Annotated in this window: 17 protein-coding genes and 1 tRNA gene; 6 read left to right on the top strand and 12 right to left on the bottom strand. The window is 45.9% G+C overall.

Features of this window, described 5'->3' with window-relative positions; translation table 11 throughout:
* Positions 1 to 76 precede the first annotated feature (76 nt).
* From EWM62_RS03745 to pyrE, 6 genes are all read right to left on the bottom strand, one after another.
* Positions 77 to 149, bottom strand: a tRNA-Lys gene (locus tag EWM62_RS03745).
* Between the two features lie 97 nt (positions 150 to 246).
* Entirely contained in the window at positions 247 to 1,812 is a 1,566-nt protein-coding gene (locus EWM62_RS03740; RefSeq protein WP_203234976.1) for an ADP-ribosylglycohydrolase family protein, read from the bottom strand.
* Between the two features lie 50 nt (positions 1,813 to 1,862).
* A complete protein-coding gene (locus EWM62_RS03735; protein WP_129875280.1) occupies positions 1,863 to 2,681 on the bottom strand; it encodes a carboxypeptidase-like regulatory domain-containing protein in 819 nt (272 codons plus the stop codon).
* A 30-nt stretch (positions 2,682 to 2,711) separates the two neighbouring features.
* On the bottom strand, positions 2,712 to 4,340 hold the full coding sequence (locus EWM62_RS03730; RefSeq protein ID WP_129875279.1) for an ABC-F family ATP-binding cassette domain-containing protein: 1,629 nt from the start codon (positions 4,338 to 4,340) through the stop codon (positions 2,712 to 2,714).
* A gap of 366 nt (positions 4,341 to 4,706) precedes the next feature.
* The gene (locus EWM62_RS03725; RefSeq protein ID WP_129875278.1) at positions 4,707 to 5,102 is read right to left on the bottom strand and encodes an SRPBCC family protein; all 396 of its coding nucleotides are present in this window, start codon (positions 5,100 to 5,102) and stop codon (positions 4,707 to 4,709) included.
* 7 nt (positions 5,103 to 5,109) lie between these two features.
* Positions 5,110 to 5,751, bottom strand: coding sequence for an orotate phosphoribosyltransferase (gene pyrE, locus EWM62_RS03720; protein WP_129875277.1), 642 nt, complete (start codon positions 5,749 to 5,751; stop codon positions 5,110 to 5,112).
* Here pyrE and EWM62_RS03715 point away from each other — a divergent pair.
* Complete coding sequence (locus tag EWM62_RS03715; protein ID WP_129875276.1) at positions 5,750 to 6,388, top strand: NUDIX hydrolase; 639 nt, start codon at positions 5,750 to 5,752, stop codon at positions 6,386 to 6,388. The two genes, pyrE and EWM62_RS03715, sit on opposite strands and share 2 nt — an antisense overlap.
* Here EWM62_RS03715 and coaD read toward each other — a convergent pair.
* The 4 genes from coaD to EWM62_RS03695 all read right to left on the bottom strand — a co-directional run bounded on the left by coaD (position 6,357) and on the right by EWM62_RS03695 (position 8,960).
* Positions 6,357 to 6,818 carry a pantetheine-phosphate adenylyltransferase gene (gene coaD / locus EWM62_RS03710; protein ID WP_129875275.1) on the bottom strand — a complete coding sequence of 154 codons (462 nt, stop codon included), beginning with the start codon at positions 6,816 to 6,818 and terminating at the stop codon, positions 6,357 to 6,359. The genes EWM62_RS03715 and coaD overlap by 32 nt on opposite strands.
* Positions 6,819 to 7,038: 220 nt before the next feature.
* Complete coding sequence (gene nudK, locus EWM62_RS03705; RefSeq protein WP_129875274.1) at positions 7,039 to 7,620, bottom strand: GDP-mannose pyrophosphatase NudK; 582 nt, start codon at positions 7,618 to 7,620, stop codon at positions 7,039 to 7,041.
* A gap of 18 nt (positions 7,621 to 7,638) precedes the next feature.
* Positions 7,639 to 8,172 carry a 16S rRNA (guanine(966)-N(2))-methyltransferase RsmD gene (rsmD, locus tag EWM62_RS03700; RefSeq protein WP_129875273.1) on the bottom strand — a complete coding sequence of 178 codons (534 nt, stop codon included), beginning with the start codon at positions 8,170 to 8,172 and terminating at the stop codon, positions 7,639 to 7,641.
* Complete coding sequence (locus EWM62_RS03695) at positions 8,148 to 8,960, bottom strand: DUF3822 family protein (protein WP_129875272.1); 813 nt, start codon at positions 8,958 to 8,960, stop codon at positions 8,148 to 8,150. The genes rsmD and EWM62_RS03695 overlap by 25 nt, the downstream gene beginning before the upstream one ends.
* A gap of 537 nt (positions 8,961 to 9,497) precedes the next feature.
* Between EWM62_RS03695 and EWM62_RS03690 the strand changes: the two genes are divergently transcribed.
* On the top strand, positions 9,498 to 10,928 hold the full coding sequence (locus EWM62_RS03690) for an ATP-dependent DNA helicase (protein WP_129875271.1): 1,431 nt from the start codon (positions 9,498 to 9,500) through the stop codon (positions 10,926 to 10,928).
* Positions 10,929 to 11,326: 398 nt separating this feature from the next.
* On the opposite strand, the gene EWM62_RS03685 is transcribed toward EWM62_RS03690, so the two are convergent.
* Entirely contained in the window at positions 11,327 to 12,658 is a 1,332-nt protein-coding gene (locus EWM62_RS03685) for a sensor histidine kinase (RefSeq protein WP_129875270.1), read from the bottom strand.
* A 186-nt stretch (positions 12,659 to 12,844) separates the two neighbouring features.
* On the opposite strand from EWM62_RS03685, the gene clpB reads away from it, so the two are divergent.
* Together clpB and EWM62_RS03675 are read left to right on the top strand one after the other, a co-directional pair.
* Positions 12,845 to 15,442 carry an ATP-dependent chaperone ClpB gene (clpB, locus tag EWM62_RS03680; RefSeq protein WP_129875269.1) on the top strand — a complete coding sequence of 866 codons (2,598 nt, stop codon included), beginning with the start codon at positions 12,845 to 12,847 and terminating at the stop codon, positions 15,440 to 15,442.
* A 250-nt stretch (positions 15,443 to 15,692) separates the two neighbouring features.
* Complete coding sequence (locus tag EWM62_RS03675; RefSeq protein WP_129875268.1) at positions 15,693 to 16,037, top strand: phosphoribosylpyrophosphate synthetase; 345 nt, start codon at positions 15,693 to 15,695, stop codon at positions 16,035 to 16,037.
* Positions 16,038 to 16,168: 131 nt separating this feature from the next.
* On the opposite strand, the gene EWM62_RS03670 is transcribed toward EWM62_RS03675, so the two are convergent.
* Positions 16,169 to 16,735 (bottom strand): hypothetical protein, encoded by a 567-nt coding sequence (locus EWM62_RS03670; protein WP_129875267.1) that lies wholly within the window; start codon positions 16,733 to 16,735, stop codon positions 16,169 to 16,171.
* Positions 16,736 to 16,963: 228 nt separating this feature from the next.
* Between EWM62_RS03670 and EWM62_RS03665 the strand changes: the two genes are divergently transcribed.
* Both EWM62_RS03665 and EWM62_RS03660 read left to right on the top strand, forming a co-directional pair.
* Complete coding sequence (locus EWM62_RS03665) at positions 16,964 to 18,226, top strand: M16 family metallopeptidase (protein ID WP_129875266.1); 1,263 nt, start codon at positions 16,964 to 16,966, stop codon at positions 18,224 to 18,226.
* 48 nt (positions 18,227 to 18,274) lie between these two features.
* The gene (locus EWM62_RS03660) at positions 18,275 to 19,579 is read left to right on the top strand and encodes a M16 family metallopeptidase (protein WP_238989271.1); all 1,305 of its coding nucleotides are present in this window, start codon (positions 18,275 to 18,277) and stop codon (positions 19,577 to 19,579) included.
* Positions 19,580 to 19,608: the final 29 nt, after the last annotated feature.

Below are 19,608 nucleotides of genomic sequence, written 5' to 3'. Positions count from 1 at the left end.
GATCGGGATGCTCTACCAAAAGCGTTAAAACTTAAAAAGCCTCAAGACTTTCGACTTAAGGCTCTCAACTTGAATGTGACCTGGGAGAGGCTCGAACTCTCGACCCACTGATTAAGAGTCAGTTGCTCTACCAACTGAGCTACCAAGTCTGGTGATGTTGTATTCTGTTGGGTTGCAAATATACAATCTATAGCTGTAACTGCTAATATTTTATTCAAAGTTAGTGCAGTGTTTGCTAAACCTTATTTACAGCCTGCCTTTTGCAGGTGTATCGCTGTAAACAATGATATCGGCAGGCCTGAACTGGGCGAGGTACTTTTTATCGGGGTTGAGTATTTTTAACGATACCTGGTGTTTGCCTTTTGGCAGGGTGTAATTCCAGCAAAGCTCGTACCGGCGGGTGGTGTAATTAACGGGCAGCTCCGGCGATTCCACAAGTTTCCCGTCAATAAACAGCTGCGTATGGAAAACAAAATAGGTAAACGTATCCCATTGGGCTGTTTCGCCACGCAAAACAAACCCGGTACCTTCAAATTCAAAATTCACGGCATCTTTCGTGTCAGCTAATTTTGCCGGTATTTTAGATATGGGGTAAAGCCCGGTAAAATTTTGTTCGGGTTGTACCGCCTTTGGTTGCTGAGGATGTATGGTTACCATTTCACCATTAACAGTACCGCCGTTTAACCGGATGTTTTGCAGCGCGTGTTTAAACCCAACACGGTAAACATCGTTCAGGCTCATGGTAGTATATTTAAAATTGATGCCTTCGGCTTCTTTTAAACCTCGTTTCCAATAGGCGGGTATTTTATCATAACCTAATATGGTGCCAATTACCCCACCGGCGGTTGATGGGTTGCAGTCGGCGTCCTGGCCGCATCGGGTGGCAATTTCAAGGGTTTTTGTAAAATCGCCCCTGCCATACAGCAAACCTATTACTACATATGCTGCATTAACCTTGGCATCTATGTTAAAAGGGGCAAAAACGCCATCGGGGCAGCCAACATCGTTAGCCCATTTTTTTTGCACTTCAAACCAGGCCCTTTTCCAATCGTTAGGGTAAGTTTTGTGCCAGCGGATAACATCATTGATGCAACGGTAAAATTGACTTTGCGCAGGGATGGTTTTAAGGGCGTTGCCTACTACATAGTTGATATCGCTTGATGTAAATGCCGAGGCATACATCGCGCCAACAAACACCCCGCCATACCAGCCGTCGCCCGAGTTCATGATATGGCCTATCTTGTTGCTGATAGCCGATGCGGTGTTGGGCATGCCCGGGCTCATTAAACCGGCAAAATCCGCTTCGATCTGGTAGTCGATACAATCGGCATGCGGGTTATAATTAAACTGACCGCTTTGCGGCGCTTTTATACCATGCAAAATATTATACCGCCCGGCCTGGTTAGCATGCCATAAAGTATAACCGGCATGTGCAAAAGCATTGGCGAAAGAATCAACCGGCGCACCAAGGCCGTATTTTTCAAATACGTCTATAAACGTAAGGTCCATATACAGGTCGTCATATAAACCTGGGTTGTTGGTCAGTTGCTCTTTTAAATAGCCCTTATCCCATTTAAGCGGCTGGTAATCGCCAATAAAAGTACCGTTGAACTGAAACTCGTACGGCCCGCCAAAGGTTACCCCGATAGTTTGCCCGGCCCAGCCGCCCTTTATCTTGTTTTGCAGTTGGGTTTTGCTGATAGAAAACTTTGCGGGCTGGGCCTTAATTACCGCAACGCTGAAAATGAAGAAAGCAAACCCTAAAAAGTAATTTTTTACAGGATACATAGTGCCGGTTGTTTGGTCGGTCACTAAATTAAGTTTTTGTGATGATTTGAGTATACTGCCTTATGCGGTTTATGCTAATATTCGGCCAGCACGTTGAACGCCACACCCGCAATACCTTCTTTTTCCCATGCGGCCTGGCTTGTTTCGCGGGCTATTACTGCCCCGCTGCCAAACAGGCTTAAGTATGCCGTAAACATCAGGCCGTGGCCTTTGCTGTTTTCTATCCACTCCAGGCTTGCAAAAAAGTTGTCGTCGGCATAAATGTTGTAAGGCTCCAGGTTAACGTGTATATCCTTTTGCCCTGCCAGCACATCTACATAAATATTCTGGTTTTGCAGCAGCTGATCGGGCATGCCTTTTTTAAGCGTGTAAAAATTAAGGCGAAGCTTAACAGGGTACACCGGTGGGTTAGTAATATGCACATTGAACTTTTTTAAAAAAGTGGGCGACTTTTTTATTTTGATAACGGTGCCAATCTCGTGCCCAAGCCTGTTATTGGCGAAACCCGCGTTGCTATTGTCTGATTGTGAGGTGTTGCCTAAAATAACTTCCTTCCATTTTTTATTGGTTACCTTAACTTCTTTAAGTTGGGTAACAGACGGCTGCAGCAAAATGGTTTGTTTGTTGGCGCTTACAAAACCTGCAACCGTATAAGTTTGCGCAACATAACCTATCATGGATAGTTTAAGCGTATCGGCATCGTGGCCGGCCAGGTTTATTTTATACCGACCGGCGCTATCTGTAACCGTACCCACGCTTTTGCCAATGATGCCCACATTTACGTAGGGCAGTGGCAAATTGGTTTTGGCATCTTTAACCAGGCCATTAAATACCTGAGCGTTTGCAAACAGGGCAGTGGCGCTCAACAAAGTAACAAGCAATAAACGTTTCATGCCGGCAAGACGATAAAAATTATCAAATGGTTACGCCATCGCGTACATTTCTTCGCGTTGTTTCTGTACCACTTCGCTGTTAATATATTCATCGTAGGTCATCAGCTTATCAATAGCGCCGCCCGGTGTTAATTCAATAATGCGGTTGGCAACGGTTTGTACCAGCTCATGATCTCGCGAGGTGAAGATGATGTTGCCCCTAAAGTCCTCCATGCCGTTGTTTAACGCGGTGATAGATTCCAGGTCGAGGTGGTTGGTAGGCTCGTCCAGCAGCAGCATATTGGCCGATTGCAGCATCATACGGCTAAACATGCAACGCATTTTTTCGCCGCCCGATAGTACGTTGCTTTTCTTTAAAACCTCCTCGCCGCTAAACAGCATCCGGCCCAAAAATCCCCGGATAAACTGGTCGTCCTTTTCGCCGGTCGAGTACTCGCGCAGCCAGTCTATCAGGTTATCGTCTTTGCCTTTAAAGTATTCGGCGTTATCAATAGGGATATCGGCCATGTTTACGGTAACACCCCATTTAAAGCTGCCGGTGTGGGTTTTGTCCCTTCCGGTTAAAATATCGTAAAAGGCCGATGTAGCCAAACTGTTTTGTGATAGTACAGCGATCTTATCGCCTTTGTTGGCCATAATGTTAACATTGGCAAACAGCACTTCGCCGTTAAGGGTTTTACCCAGCTTTTCGGTTTGCAATACCTGGTCGCCAATTTCGCGGCCCTGGTTGTTGAATATAATGCCAGGGTATTTACGGTTTGATGGCTGGATCTCGTCAAGGTTGATCTTATCCAAAGCCTTTTTACGGCTGGTTGCCTGTTTTGATTTCGACGCGTTGGCGCTAAACCTGCGGATAAACTCCTGCAGTTCTTTCACCCGGTCTTCGGTTTTCTTGTTTTGGTCGCTGCGTTGTTTAAGGGCCAATTGGCTGCTTTCGTACCAGAAGGTGTAGTTACCGGTGTAAATGGTCATCTTGGCAAAGTCGATATCTACCACGTGGGTACACACGGTATCCAGGAAGTGCCTGTCGTGCGATACAACAAGTACAATGGCCTCGTACGATGCCAGGAAATCTTCCAGCCAGGTAATGGTGTGGATATCCAGATCATTGGTTGGCTCATCCAGCAGTAAAATATCGGGTTTGCCAAAAAGGGCCTGCGCTAATAATACGCGTACCTTTTGGGTGTTATCAAGGTCCTTAACCAGCTTATAATGAAATTCTTCTTTGATACCTAAGTTGCTCAATAGGGTAGCGGCATTGCTTTCGGCGTTCCAGCCATCCATTTCGGCAAAAAGGTTTTCCAGTTCGCCTGCGCGTTCGCCATCGGCATCGCTAAAATCTTCCTTCAGGTAAATGGCATCCTTTTCTTTCATGATGGCGTACATTTCCTTGTGGCCCATCATCACGGTTTCAATTACGGTAAATTCATCAAAAGCGTAATGGTTTTGGCTTAGTACGGCCATGCGCTCGCCCGGGGTAAAGCTTACCGAACCGCTTGTAGGGTCAATTTCGCCCGAGAGTATTTTTAGAAAGGTAGATTTGCCGGCGCCATTAGCCCCAATTATACCATAGCAATTGCCCTGGCTAAACTTAAGGTTAACATCCTCAAAAAGGGTGCGTTTTCCGTAGCGTAAAGATAAATTAGATACCGTGATCATGCTGCACTTATATTTTGCGCAAAAATACGGTAAATACTTAATTTATTTTAATCTGCGGGCATTTTGGCCGTACATTAATTAAGCAGGGATATAAAATACACGTATTGCGGTAAAGGGTTGAGGACGCGTTTCTACAGAATTCCCCAAGTGTAACATTTTTATTACAAAAAACTTGTTTATATGAACGTAAAATGTATAAATTACACGTTGGAACGACTATTGAAGAATAGTAACCATAAAAGTATTAACCCCTAATTAAACCTTTATGATTATTGTAGTGACCAGCTTATTTGTAGTGAACGCACTTGTAGTAGTGCAGCACATAAAAGTAAAGCGGTCGTAAAAACACCCATTATCAATTTACAACTAACTTAGTATGCTTACTAAGTTAGTTGTTTCTCCATCAGCCAGCTTTTGCAGCGGCCCCGAAGCAAGCATTTTCATCATCATATTCAGATCGGCAGTAATGGTAAACGTGGCTTTAGTTGCGCCGTCGGTTTCGCTCAGCTCCCATTTCAGTTCCATATCAAAAGGCGGTTTCTCGGCAGGGATTATCCTCACAAGCCCGTTATCCACGCGCTCATCTATCTGTAAGGATAGTTTGGTGATGTTTGGGATAGTAAAGCTGGCCACATCAGTTGTCGATGTCCAGTCGGTAATGTTATCGGGCATCAGTTGGCGGTGATTGTTCATATCAGCCAAAAAAGCGTACACCTGCGCTGCCGGTTTGCTTACGGTAACTGTACTTTCAAAAACACTCATGGTAATGTTATTGCCCCCAGGTTGAAGGTTGTGTACGCCATTGCCTTAAAACTTCGGTGTCGGCAGCCGAAATGTAATTGTGCTGCTCGGCGTACTTAAGCAGGGCGTTATAGTTTGAAAGGGTAATGAACGGGCATTTAGCTTCCTTAAAGTTATCGGCAGCCACATCAAACCCATAGCTGAATATTGCTGCAAGGCCTGCAACCGTATAGCCTGCATCGCGCAGCGCGTTAACAGCCTGTAAGCTGCTTTTGCCGGTAGATATCAGGTCCTCGATAACCACCACGCGCTGGCCCGGCGAGATCTCGCCCTCTATCAGGCTGCCTGTACCGTGTTCTTTCGCCTTGGCTCGAACGTAAATGAACGGGAGGCCCATTTCCTGGGCTACCAACGCGCCCTGCGGGATACCAGCGGTTGCCACGCCTGCTATACAGCCCACCGAGCCAAATTGTTCCTGTATAGCCGATGTAAGCTGCTGGCGGATATAAGTACGAATGGTGGGGTGCGAAAGCGTGATGCGGTTATCGCAATAGATAGGCGATTTCCAGCCCGAGGCCCATGTAAAAGGATTATTAGGTTGTAGTTTTATTGCTTTAATTTGCAGCAGAAATTCCGCGACCTGCTGTTCGGTCTCACTATTGGTATACATGGCTCAAAAATACAGAATTTATATTAACGAAAAAGTGATTTTGCTAACCGTTAAATCACCCAAAATTGCAAAACATTATCAAAAGATTGATGCAGAGCACTTTGATCTGAAAATTGTTTACCATTGGGTTGATAAACAGCCCGGTAATTTGTTTTATGTGCTTTGCGACGATGCAAAAGCATTCCTGAAAAAGGTTATCAAAAAAAATACCCTGATAGAGGCAGCCGGCGGCCTGGTAACCAATCAGGATGGCGAACACCTGTTCATTTACCGCAACGATAAATGGGACCTGCCCAAAGGCAAGATAGAAAAGAAGGAAAAAACTAAAATTGCCGCCGTGCGCGAAGTGGAGGAGGAGTGTGGCATAAAAGTGAGCAAACTGGAAGAAAAGATCTGCAAAACCTACCACACCTATATCTACAAAGGCGAAGTGGTATTAAAGAAAATCCATTGGTATAAAATGGCATACAAGGGTAAAGCCAAACTGGTGCCCCAACTGGAAGAAGGCATTACCGATGTGCGCTGGTTTAAAAAGGACGAGGTATCAACCATTGTGAAAAACACCTTCCCGTCCATTATTGATGTGCTGGAGAAAGAAGAACTGATCACAAGTAGGGAAGCGCTTCTTTCGGAATAAACTGGGCAACATCACCGTTGTAACGGATGATCTCGCGCACGATGCTGGAACTGATGGAAGAGTAGCCGGGTTTACTCACAATAAAAATGCTTTCAATCTCGGGCTCCAGGGCGTGGTTCATTTGGGCTATAGCCTTCTCGTACTCAAAATCTGATACGGTACGGATTCCCCTTATCATGTAATCGGCGCCGATGCTTTTGCAAAACTCGACGGTTAGGCCTTCGTAAGCTACAATGTGGATGCGGTCGTCGTTTGCAAATACGGCGCGCAGCATATCCTCGCGTTTGGCAACGCTAAGCAGGCCCTGCTTGGTGCTGTTTACCCCAATGCCAATGTAAACCTTATCAAACAAGCCAACACTGCGTTTTACAATATCAACGTGGGCTTTGGTAACCGGGTCAAACGAACCGGGGAAAAGGGCTATCTTCATAAAGGTGATAACGTTATTGCTTATGTAAAAGTAAGGATTATTTGATTATAAAGAACCAATCCAGGCTGTCATTTCGAAAGAGCGGAGGTGGATGGTGCGCGGTGCGAGGAGAAATCTTATACGCCTTGCATCCCGCTGTGCATTCGGTCACTTACTGCTTGTATAAGATTTCTCCTCGCTATCGCTCGTTCGAAATGACAGGGTAGATTAAGACATTGGATTAACCCATCAATCCATTCAACTGCGCAAACTGCAGCAGCATCATGGTTTTAGCATCTTTTATCTCGCCGGTTTTTAGCATATCAAGGGCCTTGGTAAAAGGCAGTTCCAGTACTTCTATGTGCTCGGTTTCTTCTTCAAGGCCGCCGCCATCGCTTACTTTCATGTCTTTGGTGTATTCGGCGGTAAAAAAGTACAAAATCTCGGTAACCGAGCCTGGCGACATGTACGCCTCAAATGCTTTTTGTACAGCTGTTATTTTGTAGCCGGTCTCTTCCTCGGTTTCCTTGCGGATGCAGTCTTCGGGGTTGTCTTTATCCAGCAGGCCGGCGCAGGTTTCTATCAGGTATCCATCGGCATTGCCGTTTAAATAAGTGGGCATCCTAAACTGGCGGGTTAATATTACGGTTTGCGCCGATTTGTTGTACAATAGGATGGTGGCGCCGTTGCCGCGGTCGTATGCCTCGCGCGATTGCGCCTGCCATTTGCCATCGGCACCCAATAATTCGTAGGTTACTTTGCGCAGCGTGTACCAGTTATCTGATAGCACCGAGGTTTGCAGGTTTCTTATTTTATCATTCATGACAAGGCATGTATAATTTTATGCTTTAAAGAACGAGAACGACGAGTGCCCGTATTTGCGCTGCTCCACAAAAGAAGGGTGGTTGCTCAGGTTTTGCATGCTTTGATGCTCTACGATCAGCATACCGCCTTCAACAAGCAGGTTCTTTTCAAATACTATCTTGGGTATCTCGGGGATCTTGTTCAGGTCGTAGGGTGGGTCGGCAAATACAAGGTCGTACTGTTCGGTTTCCATGGCCAGGTATTTAAAAACATCGGCTTTAAAAACCTCTATCTGGGTAAGCCCATGCTGGCGCGATGCATCTTTTAAATAATGCACACATTGTATGGCGCGGTCTACCCCGGTAACTTTTTCGGCCCCGCGCGATGCAAACTCCATGGCAATGTTACCGGTACCGCTAAAAAGGTCCAGCACCTTAATATCCTCAAACGCTATCTGGTTTTGCAGGATGTTGAAAAGCGCTTCCTTGGCAAGGTCGGTAGTGGGGCGTACGGGTAAATTTTTTGGCGGGTTAAGCCTTAGTCCCTTTAGTTTTCCTCCGATGATGCGCATAGCGATAAAGCTGCAAGGGCCAGTATTTTGTGTGATGGGGTGCCTTCGGGCAGGTCGAGCACCTGGATGCTGTTCAGCCTTACCTCGCCAAAAAAGCCCTGCAGGTAAGTAAAGTACCTGTCGGCAGCGTTGATATCGCCGCTTATTATCAGCTTTATATCTTCAGGCTTTACAGCAAGCTCGGTACTTATGAGTGCGCAGAAATACGCCAGCTCATCGTGGTTTTTAAACTTAAAGGTATTGTAAAAACGCAGCTTGCTATCCTTAAAATTCACAAACGATACCGTATCGTTACCAATGTTAAGGTAAAGGCTGTTGTTAAGCGGATAGTTGTTGGCTATGGCTTTTATCCAGCCGGCATCAGTATAAACAGCTTGCCGGTTATCAAGATCTTTAACAGCATAAGTTACAAACTCATTTACCTTGTAAATAATAACATTTTGGTCATCCAGCACTTCGGCGCTCACTTTTTCCGAGTCGGTTACATCAAGTAGGCGGGCAATATCTGCCACGCGGTCTTTATCAAAAAGGCTGTGGGGCAGCAGAGTAAAACCCGTACCATGCAGGCCGGTGATAACCTGTTTGTAGTTGGCGGTTAGTACATCGCGCAGTTGCTGTGGGTCGCGCAGTTCGTCCAAAGCATAGTTTTCGGCCCAGGCCAAAAGCTGTTTGCCCGAAGTTACGGCATAGCTAAAGCTGTTTTCATCAACCTGTAACAACAGGGTGTAGCTATGGGCCTGTGTCAGGCTTAGATCGTCGCTGGTGTAGTAATGTCTGTGTTCGCTCATGCAGGTTAACAAAAGTAATATTTTTTCCTGATTAGTAAATCGATATCGTTATTACAAATAGTTTGGCTTTTGGTGTTGGTAGTGTTTGCGGCAAATTTATTATTCCCTCCCCGGGGAGGGGTGTGGGGGTATTGTGGTGGAAGGGAGGGGTTACCGCGATGCATCCCGCATAAACCCCTCCCTACACCCTCCCGTTGGGAGGGAATCGCACAGGCCGACGCTTTCATAAAAGAAGCCGTCATGTATTCGCCCTTGTTAGTGTTGTCACCACCAAGGGCGAATGCTTTTATGCCTGCTGCTTAAACATCATACTGAATGTTTACTCACATCGACTTCGCTACGCTGGTCGACCCTCTCTGCTTCGCAACGAGGATGAAGAAGATAAAAAATAATGAGCTTAACCTGTTTCCGCGCAGCGGAGAGAGGGTGGTCGGGCGAAGCAATGACCGGGTGAGTAAGTGGCGCGGAGGCTGAGCCGCTAAAAATATTAAGCGGCACCGGTTACCTACTTTGCATACTTATCCCCACATTTGTACAGTGTCAACCATCGATCATATCCGCCAGGCTTTTCCGCACGAACCAACACCGCAGCAACTGGAGCTGTTTGGTAAGCTGCACGCCTTTTTAAGCAGCGGCGAAGAGGATGATTGCTTTATCCTGAAAGGGTATGCCGGCACGGGTAAAACCACCGTGCTTGGCGCGCTGGTAAAGGCATTGCCTAAGTATAATTTTAAATCGGTACTGCTGGCGCCAACCGGGCGGGCGGCTAAGGTAATTACCAATTACAGTGGCCGTAAGGCGTTTACCATCCATAAGCGCATCTACCGTAAAAAATCGGCCTTGAACGTTGACGAATCGTTTATGATCGCCGAGAACATGAACGCCAACACGCTTTTTATTATCGACGAGGCTTCGATGATATCTGACGAACTTACCGGCAACAACCGCGAAACCCTGCTGCACGACCTGGTGAATTACGTTTACAACACCAAAAACTGTAAGCTGATGCTGGTTGGCGATACCGCCCAGCTGCCGCCCGTGGGTGCCGATAACAGCCCCGCGCTGGATGCCAAACTGATGAAAGACCAGTTTGGCCTTACCATGTATGGCTACGAACTAACGGACGTGCTACGCCAGCAAAAGGATTCGGGCATATTGTATAATGTTACCAGGGTGCGCGATATCATTCGCCAGGGTAAAGAGTTGATGCCGCAGATCGTCACTAAGGGTTATAAGGACGTTTACCGCATGGGCAGCGATATGCTGGAAGAAGGGCTTAACTACGCCTACAGCAAATACGGGCACGATAATACGCTGATAATTTGCCGCAGCAACAAAAACGCCAACCTGTATAACCGGCAGATACGCGGGCGGATACTGATGCGCGAGGAGGAGCTTACCGGCGGCGACCAGCTGATGGTGGTTAAAAACAACTACTTTTGGCTGCAGGACCAGGAGGAGGGCAGCACCGGTTTTATTGCCAACGGCGATATTGCCCGCGTTAAAAAGGTGCGCCGGGTTGAGGAAATGTATGGCTTTAGGTTTGCCGATGTGCAACTGGAGTTTATTGATTATGCCGAAGACCCGGTGCTGGATTGTAAAATACTGCTGGATACCCTGTACAGCGAAGCCCCGGCGCTGCAATCTATCGATCAGAAGCGTTTTTACCTGGAGGCCATGAAGGATTACGACCACATCGCCAATAAGCGCGCCAAGCATAACGAGCTAAAATTAAACCCATATTATAACGCCTTGCAGGTAAAATTTGCCTACGCCATTACCTGCCACAAAGCCCAGGGCGGGCAGTGGGAAGCCGTATTTGTTGACCAGGGCTACCTTACGGATGAAATGGTGAACACCGACTTTCTCCGCTGGTTTTACACCGCCTGTACCCGCGCCACCAACGAGCTTTACCTGGTTAACTTTAATAAAAAGTTTTTTGCAGAGCCGCCTCCGGATGTGTTTTAATTTAACCTTTCCCACCCTGTTATTTCGAACGAGCGATAGCGAGGAGAAATCTTATACGAGTAGTAAGTCGACAACATGCATGGAGTATAAGATTTTTTCACTGCGTTCAAGAGGTAGTTCTCCTCGTTCCTCGTTCGAAATGACATCGTTTATTATTCTTGTCAATCCGAAATCGTCAATCTAAAATCCTAAATCAAGGTGTCCCATTCAGAAACCAGCGGGACACCTTGTTAAAAATCCATAAATATCTTATTTAAAAATACTTAAGTAATTTTTGTTCAAGTATTACTTTAAATAAAATCGCGAATCGTTTATTTATAAAGTATTGATTATTAGCGAATTGTCGTATTGTCCCGCAGTGTGTAATATTTAGTGGGACACCCCTGCAAAATGCCAATTTACGCTGCTACCGGCAGCACAATGACGAACGTGCTGCCTTCGCCCTCTACACTTTCAACGGTGATCTTACCATGGTGGCTTTCTACAATATCCTTAACAATACTTAACCCTATCCCGGTTGATTGCTCGCCCCTTAAGCCTGTACGCCCCGCGCCCGAGAAACGCTCAAAAAGTTTCGGGATCATGGCTTTCGGGATGCCCAATCCGTGATCTTTTACTTTTATTAGGATATTGTTTTTATCGGTGTTCAAGTGCACTTCAACGTTATCGCTTTCTTTCGAAAATTTCAGCGCGTTGCTGATGAGGTTGTCAATAACCCTCGGGAATTTATCGTGGTTTATCTGCGCGTAAACAGTTTTTACATCGCTTATCAGTACTACATTACCATTGCCTCCCTGCTGTATCTTCCAGGTGTTTACAATGCCGCGCAGCATCTCGTTAAGCTCGGTTTTGCGGGTATCAAAGCTGTTGGTGTTTTCATTGCGGGCGGCATCCAGCAGGTCGTCGATAATGGTACGCGCTTTCACGCACGATTCGCGCATCATGGTCAGGCTTTCCTGTGTATCCTCGTCAATATCCTCCAGTTCCATCATCATCGCCAGCGATTCTACAGCCGCAATGGGGTTCCGCAGGTCGTGTGCTACGGTGCCCAGCACCTGGTTTTTAAAAGTATTGGCTTTCTCAATTTCATCGTTCTTCTGGCGTATCTCTACTATCTGCCCGTAATAGCTGGCCTTGTACGAGAAAAAATACCGCGAGGTTAAATAAAAACCGGCCAGTAAAATAGCCGATATCATTTGGTTATGCGTCATTTCGGTAGGGCCAACCTGCGCGTGGAAAAGCATCATGGTGAACAATAGTTCGATACCGATAAGCAATACAATGGTTTCGTAGTATTCAAATACAAATAATACGCTCACAATGCTTAGCGCTATCAGGTATAGTGTAAGGGCGTTGCTTGGGTCGGATGTAGAGATGAAGCTGGAGTACATGCCGCAGCTGATGATATACAGCGCGAAAATAAAAACAAACAATGCCATTTCGGCTGTTGCCCGTTTTGTTTTACGCATGCGCAGAACAAGCAAATGGCTCCCGATATAAAAAAAAGGGGTGACCACTATAAAGATCCAGTTTACAAAATTAAACTCAGGGAAATTCTGCGCTTTAGTAAGGCTTTCCGGGAAAACGTGGTAAAGTATCCTGATAACGATGCTTAGGGTAAGAAATATAAAGCTCGCCGTACGAACGCTTTGCAGGTTCTGGTAAGTATAATAGTTACGATAAGCCGCACTATACTTTGGGGAAAGTTTGGTGAAAAAATGAGTTTCCAAGTCAGTTTTGTGTAAGGGTATTCAAAAATATATCAAATATTTCAGTTATTGATAAAATAGGCCATAATTGATAGATGTTGTAATGTGTAAATGTGCAAATTGACAAAATGGCGGTGCTTTATTAAATTAAATGCCATTTATTCAGAAATTAACTTGTGGCAATTGTTTTGAGGCTGATTGATTACTATGAATTTTAACAATTTTACCATAAAAGCCCAGGAAGCCGTTCAAAAGGCATCCGAAATTGCAACCGGCAATCAGCAGCAAGCTATCGAGACCGCGCATTTGCTGAAAGGTTTGTTACTGGTTGACGAGAATGTTATAACCTACTTACTAAAAAAACTAAACGTTAACCTAAACAGGCTTAACGATACGCTTGATGCGCAGATCAAATCGTTCCCAAAAGTTAGCGGGAGCGATGTTTACTTGTCGTCGGCTACAAACGCTGCCTTGCAAAAAGCGACAGCCTATTTAAAAGAATTTAAGGACGAGTTTGTATCCGTAGAGCATATTTTGTTAGGCATATTGGCCGGCAGTGATGCCACATCGGGTGTTTTAAAGGATGCCGGCGTAAACGAAAATGATCTTAAAAAGGCTATCACCAGCCTGCGCGGCGATAGCAAGGTTACCGACCAAAATGCCGAAGCCACGTATAACGCGCTAAACAAATATGCCCGTAACCTAAACGAGTACGCCGAAAGCGGTAAGCTCGACCCGGTTATCGGTCGTGATGAGGAAATCAGGCGGGTGATCCAGATCCTGAGTCGCCGTACCAAGAATAACCCGATACTTGTTGGCGAGCCGGGTGTGGGTAAAACCGCCATTGCAGAAGGTATTGCCTTCCGGATCATTAAAGGCGATGTGCCCGAAAGCCTGAAAACCAAAACTGTTTACTCGCTTGATATGGGTGCGCTGATAGCAGGCGCCAAATACAAAGGCGAATTTGAAGAGCGACTTAAGGCCGTTATTAAAGAAGTTATCCAAAGCGATGGAGAGATCGTATTGTTTATCGATGAGATCCACACATTGGTTGGTGCCGGTGGCGGCGAAGGCGCTATGGATGCCGCGAACATCCTGAAACCAGCCCTGGCCCGCGGCGAATTACGCGCGATTGGTGCAACCACGCTTAACGAGTACCAAAAATATGTAGAAAAGGATAAAGCTCTTGAACGCCGTTTCCAAAAGGTGATGGTTGGCGAACCGGATACTGCCGATGCAATCTCCATCCTTCGTGGATTAAAAGAGCGTTACGAAGCCCACCATAAAGTGCGTATAAAGGACGAAGCCATTATCGCCGCGGTAGAAATGTCGCAACGCTACATATCCGATCGTTTCCTGCCGGATAAGGCTATCGATTTGATGGATGAGGCCGCCTCAAAGCTTCGTTTGGAAATGGATTCGGTACCTGAGGTGGTTGACGAATTGGAGCGCCGCATTATGCAGCTGGAAATTGAGCGCGAAGCCATCAAACGCGAAAAAGACGACCACAAGGTAAAAGAACTGAGCGAAGAAATTGCCAACCTCAGTGCCGACCGCGATTCGTTACGTGCCAAATGGCAGGGCGAGAAGGATATTGTGGATGGCATAAACCAAAAGGTTGAGCAGATAGAAAATTATAAGCTGGAAGCTGAGCAGGCCGAACGTGCCGGCGATTACGGTAAAGTAGCCGAATTACGCTACGGTACCATCGTACAAGCACAGCAGGAGGTTGATAAACTGAAAGCCGCCCTTGCCGAAAATCAGGATGATAACCGCATGCTGAAAGAGGAAGTTACCGCCGATGATATTGCCGGTGTGGTAAGCCGCTGGACAGGCATCCCGGTGAGTAAAATGATACAGAGCGAGCGCGAAAAACTGCTTAACCTGGAAGATGAACTGCACAAGCGTGTGGCAGGGCAGGAGGAAGCTATTGAAGCCATTAGCGATGCCATACGCCGCAGCCGCGCAGGTTTGCAGGATAAACGCAAGCCTATCGGGTCGTTCATATTCCTGGGTACAACGGGTGTGGGTAAAACCGAACTGGCCAAGGCCCTTGCCGAATATTTGTTTAACGACGAAAACTCGCTGGTGCGCATAGATATGAGTGAATACCAGGAACGTCATTCGGTTTCGAGGCTGATAGGTGCGCCGCCGGGATATGTGGGTTATGATGAAGGTGGGCAACTGACTGAAGCCGTGCGCCGTAAACCCTACAGCGTTGTTTTGCTGGATGAAATAGAAAAAGCGCACCCGGATGTATTCAATATCCTGCTGCAGGTATTGGATGATGGCCATTTAACTGATAACAAAGGCCGCGTAGTAAATTTTAAGAACACCATCATCATCATGACATCCAACATCGGCTCCAACATTATCCAGGAGAATTTTTCTGAATTGGAGGACAATAACCGTGAGGAAGTTATCGCCAAAACAAAAAACGAATTGTTTACCCTGCTGCGTGCAACTATCCGCCCCGAGTTTTTGAACAGGATAGACGAGATCATCATGTTTACCCCGCTAAGCCGCGACGAGATAGGGGATATTGTGAAGCTGCAGTTCAGGCAGGTTCAGCAAACCCTGGCCGAAATGGGTGTAACCATCGAGGCGTCGGAAGAAGCGTTAGACTGGCTGGCACAACTGGGTTACGACCCGCAGTTTGGCGCAAGGCCGTTAAAACGGGTGATACAAAAGAAAATACTGAACGAGTTATCAAAACAAATACTGGCCGGAAAGGTGGATAGGGACAGCAGGATAAAGCTGGATATGTTTGATAACAACTTTGTGTTTATGAATGCCGGTGAGTAAGATGGTGATTAGAGATTAGGTGTATATCCATTTGGTAAATTCTAAAATCCTGAAAATTCTGATTCTGACAATTGAGCTGCCTTTAGGGCGGCTCTTTTGTTTTAGGCTATAAAACTAAAGTCACTAAAAAGTTAAAACAGGTACAATCAATCCAAAAAATCAGTTTAATCCCAACAACGATCAAAACAACAATCGGGCTTTATCGTTATTCAGGTATAATCGTTATCACATCAAAATAAACGCTACTACCATGAAAAATTTTGAAACCTTAGTGGATGCCACTAACGACCTCACTAAAAGAGGATATACCGCGAATTTAAGCCTTGAAGGCGACACCATCGACGATAAGTCGCAGGATATACACATGACTGCCGAGGACTTTGAGATAGACGAGTTCTATCGTTTCGAAGGGCAAAGTAACCCTTCAGATATGTCTATAGTATACGCTATCAGCTCGGCAAAATATAATGTTAAAGGCATTTTAATAAACGCTTACGGTACTTATGCTGATGACAGCTCATCGGCCATATCTGCCAAATTACACCACCACCAGGTAAGCGATAACCTGCATGGGGGCGACAGGCCTACTGAATAAGTTCGAAGTCGAAAGTTTAAAGTAGAAAGTCAGGATTCAAAGTTTAACAAGCGACAGGTTAGGTTTTGAATTTTGGCTTTTCACTTTTAAATAACCCGTTAATAAACAAGGTCACTTTAAACCTTCAACTTTTAACCTTCAACTAATAAAGCTAACAATTTCTTCCCTCTCGATTGTATGGCCGGGCCGCCATCGCGCAGCATAAACTGAACCTGGTTGCCCAGTTCCTCTTTTACCCAATCGTAACGGGGGCATAAATGAAACAGGGTATCGGCTGCGAAGACTTTTACTGCAACTTTCACTTTAGGGTCTATCAGCCAGTCGAAACATTGCTCAACCACTATTTCCATGTCTATAGATTCTAATTTAAGCCTTACAATGTCGGGTGCAAAGGGTGCGGTAAGGTTCATCATAATGCGGGTATAATGCCTCTTGCAGCTGCCATTTGTAACCTCGCCCATTCGTTTTACAAAGTATTCTAAGTTGTTGGCGTATTGTTCGGGCGCGGCCAGTATAGTAGTATCCAACAGCCAGGCGGCACGGAAACCTACTTGTGCATCCGGATGAAAGGTAAGATCTATTAACTGGTTAATATTAAAATGCTGCTCCCTTAAAGTTACCGACAGGCGCTCGATAAAACCCTTGGTTGGGTCGACCGATAATTCTTTAATAAGTTGATCATTAGTAAGCATCATCATTCATCAGGAATTATAAAATTATAAAAACTTTTATTTGCCCGGCTTGCTTTTTACACTTAACGTGTACAGCATAATTAAAAAAATGTATAGCCGGCAGGAGTATGATTAAGCGTAACAACGGATCGTTTTAAACGTCATATAAACAGGGCTTTAAAAACTTTACACCATTTCTACACCGCGGGATAACAAAAATTATACATTTGCCTACCGTTAATTGATCGTTATTACATGATTAAATTCAATCGCTTTACACTGGACAATGGCCTCCGCGTTATTGTTCATGAAGATAGTACCACACCGATGGCCGTGCTAAACATTTTATATGATGTTGGCGCACGCGATGAAGATCCCGCCCAAACCGGCTTCGCGCATTTATTTGAGCACCTGATGTTTGGCGGCTCGGTAAATATCCCCAATTATGATGGCCCGCTGCAAAGGGTAGGGGGCGAAAACAACGCCTTCACCAGTAACGATATTACCAACTATTACATCACCCTGCCATCGGCCAATTTAGAGACCGCCTTTTGGCTGGAGAGCGACCGCATGCTAAGCCTTGCGTTTAGCGAGAAAAGCCTTGAGGTGCAGCGCAACGTGGTGATAGAGGAGTTTAAACAACGTTACCTTAACCAGCCTTACGGCGATGTTTGGCTGAAGCTAAGGCCGTTGGTTTACAAGCAGCACCCATACCGCTGGGCAACCATTGGTAAAACCATCAAACACATCGAGGATGCGAAAATTGAGGATGTAAAAGCCTTTTTTAAAAAACATTATACCCCGCAAAACGCCATTATGGTAGTAGGGGGAGATGTAAAGACCGAAGACATAAAACTGATGGCCGAAAAATGGTTCGGCCCGATCCCTGCCGGCGAAAAATATGTGCGTAACCTGCCGCAGGAGCAACCGCAGCACGAGGAACGCCGCGAAACGGTCACCGCCAAAGTGCCGCTGAACGATGTGTATATCGCTTTTCAGATGGAAGGACGTGTGGATGAAAGTTACTACGCGGTGGAACTGATGTCTGATATCCTTTCGAGGGGTAACTCATCGCGCCTGTACCGCAGTTTGGTAAAAGAAAAACAGATCTTCAGCGAGGTACATGCCTACATCACAGGTAGTTTGGACAAAGGCATGTTTGTGCTGGAAGGCAAACCGCTTGAAAATATCAGTATTGAACAGGCCGAAGATGCGCTTTGGCAGGAACTGGATAAACTGAAGAACGAAGAAGTACCCGGCGATGAACTGACAAAGGTGAAGAATAAAACAGAGTCGACCATGGTGTTTTCTGAAATGTCGCTTTTAGACAAGGCCATGAACCTGGCCTTTTACGAACTAATGGGCGATGCTGATGGCTTTAACCACGAACCTGCTAAATTCCTGGCGGTTACCGCGGCGCAGATCAAAGCGCACGCCAATACCATCTTCCGTAAAGATAACTCGTCGACACTAATTTACCTGGCAGAATTGTCTGAACCGGAATTTTCGGAATTATAGAATTTACAGAATGTTTTAGCCCCCACAAGGCAATGACATAATGACCCAATGACCAAACTCGATGATTCAATGACGCAACTGGATAGAACAACCGCCCCCCAATTTAACGGGGTAGAAAATATAACCCTGATACGCCCCGAAAGCACCACGCTGGCAAACGGCTGCAAGATCTTTTCTTTTAACTCGGGCGGGCTTGACCTGGTGCGGATAGAATGGATCTTTAATAACGCCCGTTTTGACCCGAAGAAGCCACTACTGAATGTAGCAGTGAATACCATGCTTACCGATGGCACAAGCAATCTTACGGCCGCGCAAATTGCCGATAAGATAGATTTTTACGGCGCGTTCCTGCAGGTTGATTACAGCTACGACCATTCGCAGGTAACACTGTTTACGCTTACCAAACATTTGCAAGCCACGTTGCCGGTTGTTAAGCAGATCCTTACCGATTCTATCTTCCCCGAAAAGGAACTGGAAACCTTTGTACGCAACCAGCAGCAAAAACTGCAGGTGAGCTTGCAGAAGAACGATTTTGTTGCCCGCAGGGCATTCAATAAAGCATTATACGGCGAAACTATTTACGGCCTGGCTGCCCAGCCCGAAGATTTCCAATCCCTGAAAAGGGAGGACCTGCTGGTTAACTTTAAACAAATGTACCAGCCGCGCAATTGCAATATCATTATCGCCGGTAAAGCCGATCCTGAAATTTTAAAGGCCGTAACCGCAACTTTTGAGGGGGAGTGGGGAGAAGCAGTACCACCTGTTGACACCACGCAGCCCGAACTGCAGCCATCTGACGAGCGCTTTATTTACATCAAAAAACCGGATGCATTGCAATCGGCCATCCGCATAGGTACACCATTTGTTAACCGTACCCATCCGGATTTTCCCGGCTTACAGGTATTAAATACCGTTTTAGGCGGATACTTTGGCTCCAGGTTGATGGCCAATATCCGCGAGGATAAGGGTTATACCTATGGCATTGGCTCGGGCATGTCGTCATTCAAACAAACGGGCTCGTTCTTCATCGCATCAGAAGTGGGCGCCGATGTATGTAAAGCTGCAGTAACCGAAATTGAAAAAGAAGTGAACCTGTTAAAGGATGAACTTATTCCAGACGAGGAATTATCGCTGGTGCGCAACTTTATGCTTGGCTCGCTTCTGGGCAGCCTGGAGAATGTGCTGTCGCATGCCGATAAATTCAAGAACCTGTACTTTGCCGGTTTGGATTATGATTACTACGAACGCTACACCAAAACTGTAAAAAACATTACCGCCCAAGAGTTAAAGACATTAGCCAATAAGTATTTTGATTTTGAGAACTTTTACAAGGTAATCGTAGGGAAATATTAGACAATTTTAGATTTACGATATACGATTTT

It is taken from the genome of Mucilaginibacter terrigena, assembly GCF_004168255.1.
Lineage (GTDB): Bacteria > Bacteroidota > Bacteroidia > Sphingobacteriales > Sphingobacteriaceae > Mucilaginibacter > Mucilaginibacter terrigena.
Note: the sequence above shows the minus strand (reverse complement) of the source record. Positions and strands in the feature narration are given on the sequence as shown.

Coding starts and splice junctions, on each gene's coding strand:
- EWM62_RS03695 (WP_129875272.1), bottom strand. CDS start 8,960: ATGAGCGAACACAGACATTACTACACCAGCGACGATCTAAGCCTGACA.
- EWM62_RS03675 (WP_129875268.1), top strand. CDS start 15,693: ATGAAAAATTTTGAAACCTTAGTGGATGCCACTAACGACCTCACTAAA.
- clpB (WP_129875269.1), top strand. CDS start 12,845: ATGAATTTTAACAATTTTACCATAAAAGCCCAGGAAGCCGTTCAAAAG.
- EWM62_RS03735 (WP_129875280.1), bottom strand. CDS start 2,681: ATGAAACGTTTATTGCTTGTTACTTTGTTGAGCGCCACTGCCCTGTTT.
- EWM62_RS03715 (WP_129875276.1), top strand. CDS start 5,750: ATGGCTCAAAAATACAGAATTTATATTAACGAAAAAGTGATTTTGCTA.
- EWM62_RS03670 (WP_129875267.1), bottom strand. CDS start 16,735: ATGATGATGCTTACTAATGATCAACTTATTAAAGAATTATCGGTCGAC.
- EWM62_RS03665 (WP_129875266.1), top strand. CDS start 16,964: ATGATTAAATTCAATCGCTTTACACTGGACAATGGCCTCCGCGTTATT.
- pyrE (WP_129875277.1), bottom strand. CDS start 5,751: ATGTATACCAATAGTGAGACCGAACAGCAGGTCGCGGAATTTCTGCTG.
- coaD (WP_129875275.1), bottom strand. CDS start 6,818: ATGAAGATAGCCCTTTTCCCCGGTTCGTTTGACCCGGTTACCAAAGCC.
- EWM62_RS03730 (WP_129875279.1), bottom strand. CDS start 4,340: ATGATCACGGTATCTAATTTATCTTTACGCTACGGAAAACGCACCCTT.
- rsmD (WP_129875273.1), bottom strand. CDS start 8,172: ATGCGCATCATCGGAGGAAAACTAAAGGGACTAAGGCTTAACCCGCCA.
- EWM62_RS03725 (WP_129875278.1), bottom strand. CDS start 5,102: ATGAGTGTTTTTGAAAGTACAGTTACCGTAAGCAAACCGGCAGCGCAG.
- EWM62_RS03660 (WP_238989271.1), top strand. CDS start 18,275: ATGACCAAACTCGATGATTCAATGACGCAACTGGATAGAACAACCGCC.
- nudK (WP_129875274.1), bottom strand. CDS start 7,620: ATGAATGATAAAATAAGAAACCTGCAAACCTCGGTGCTATCAGATAAC.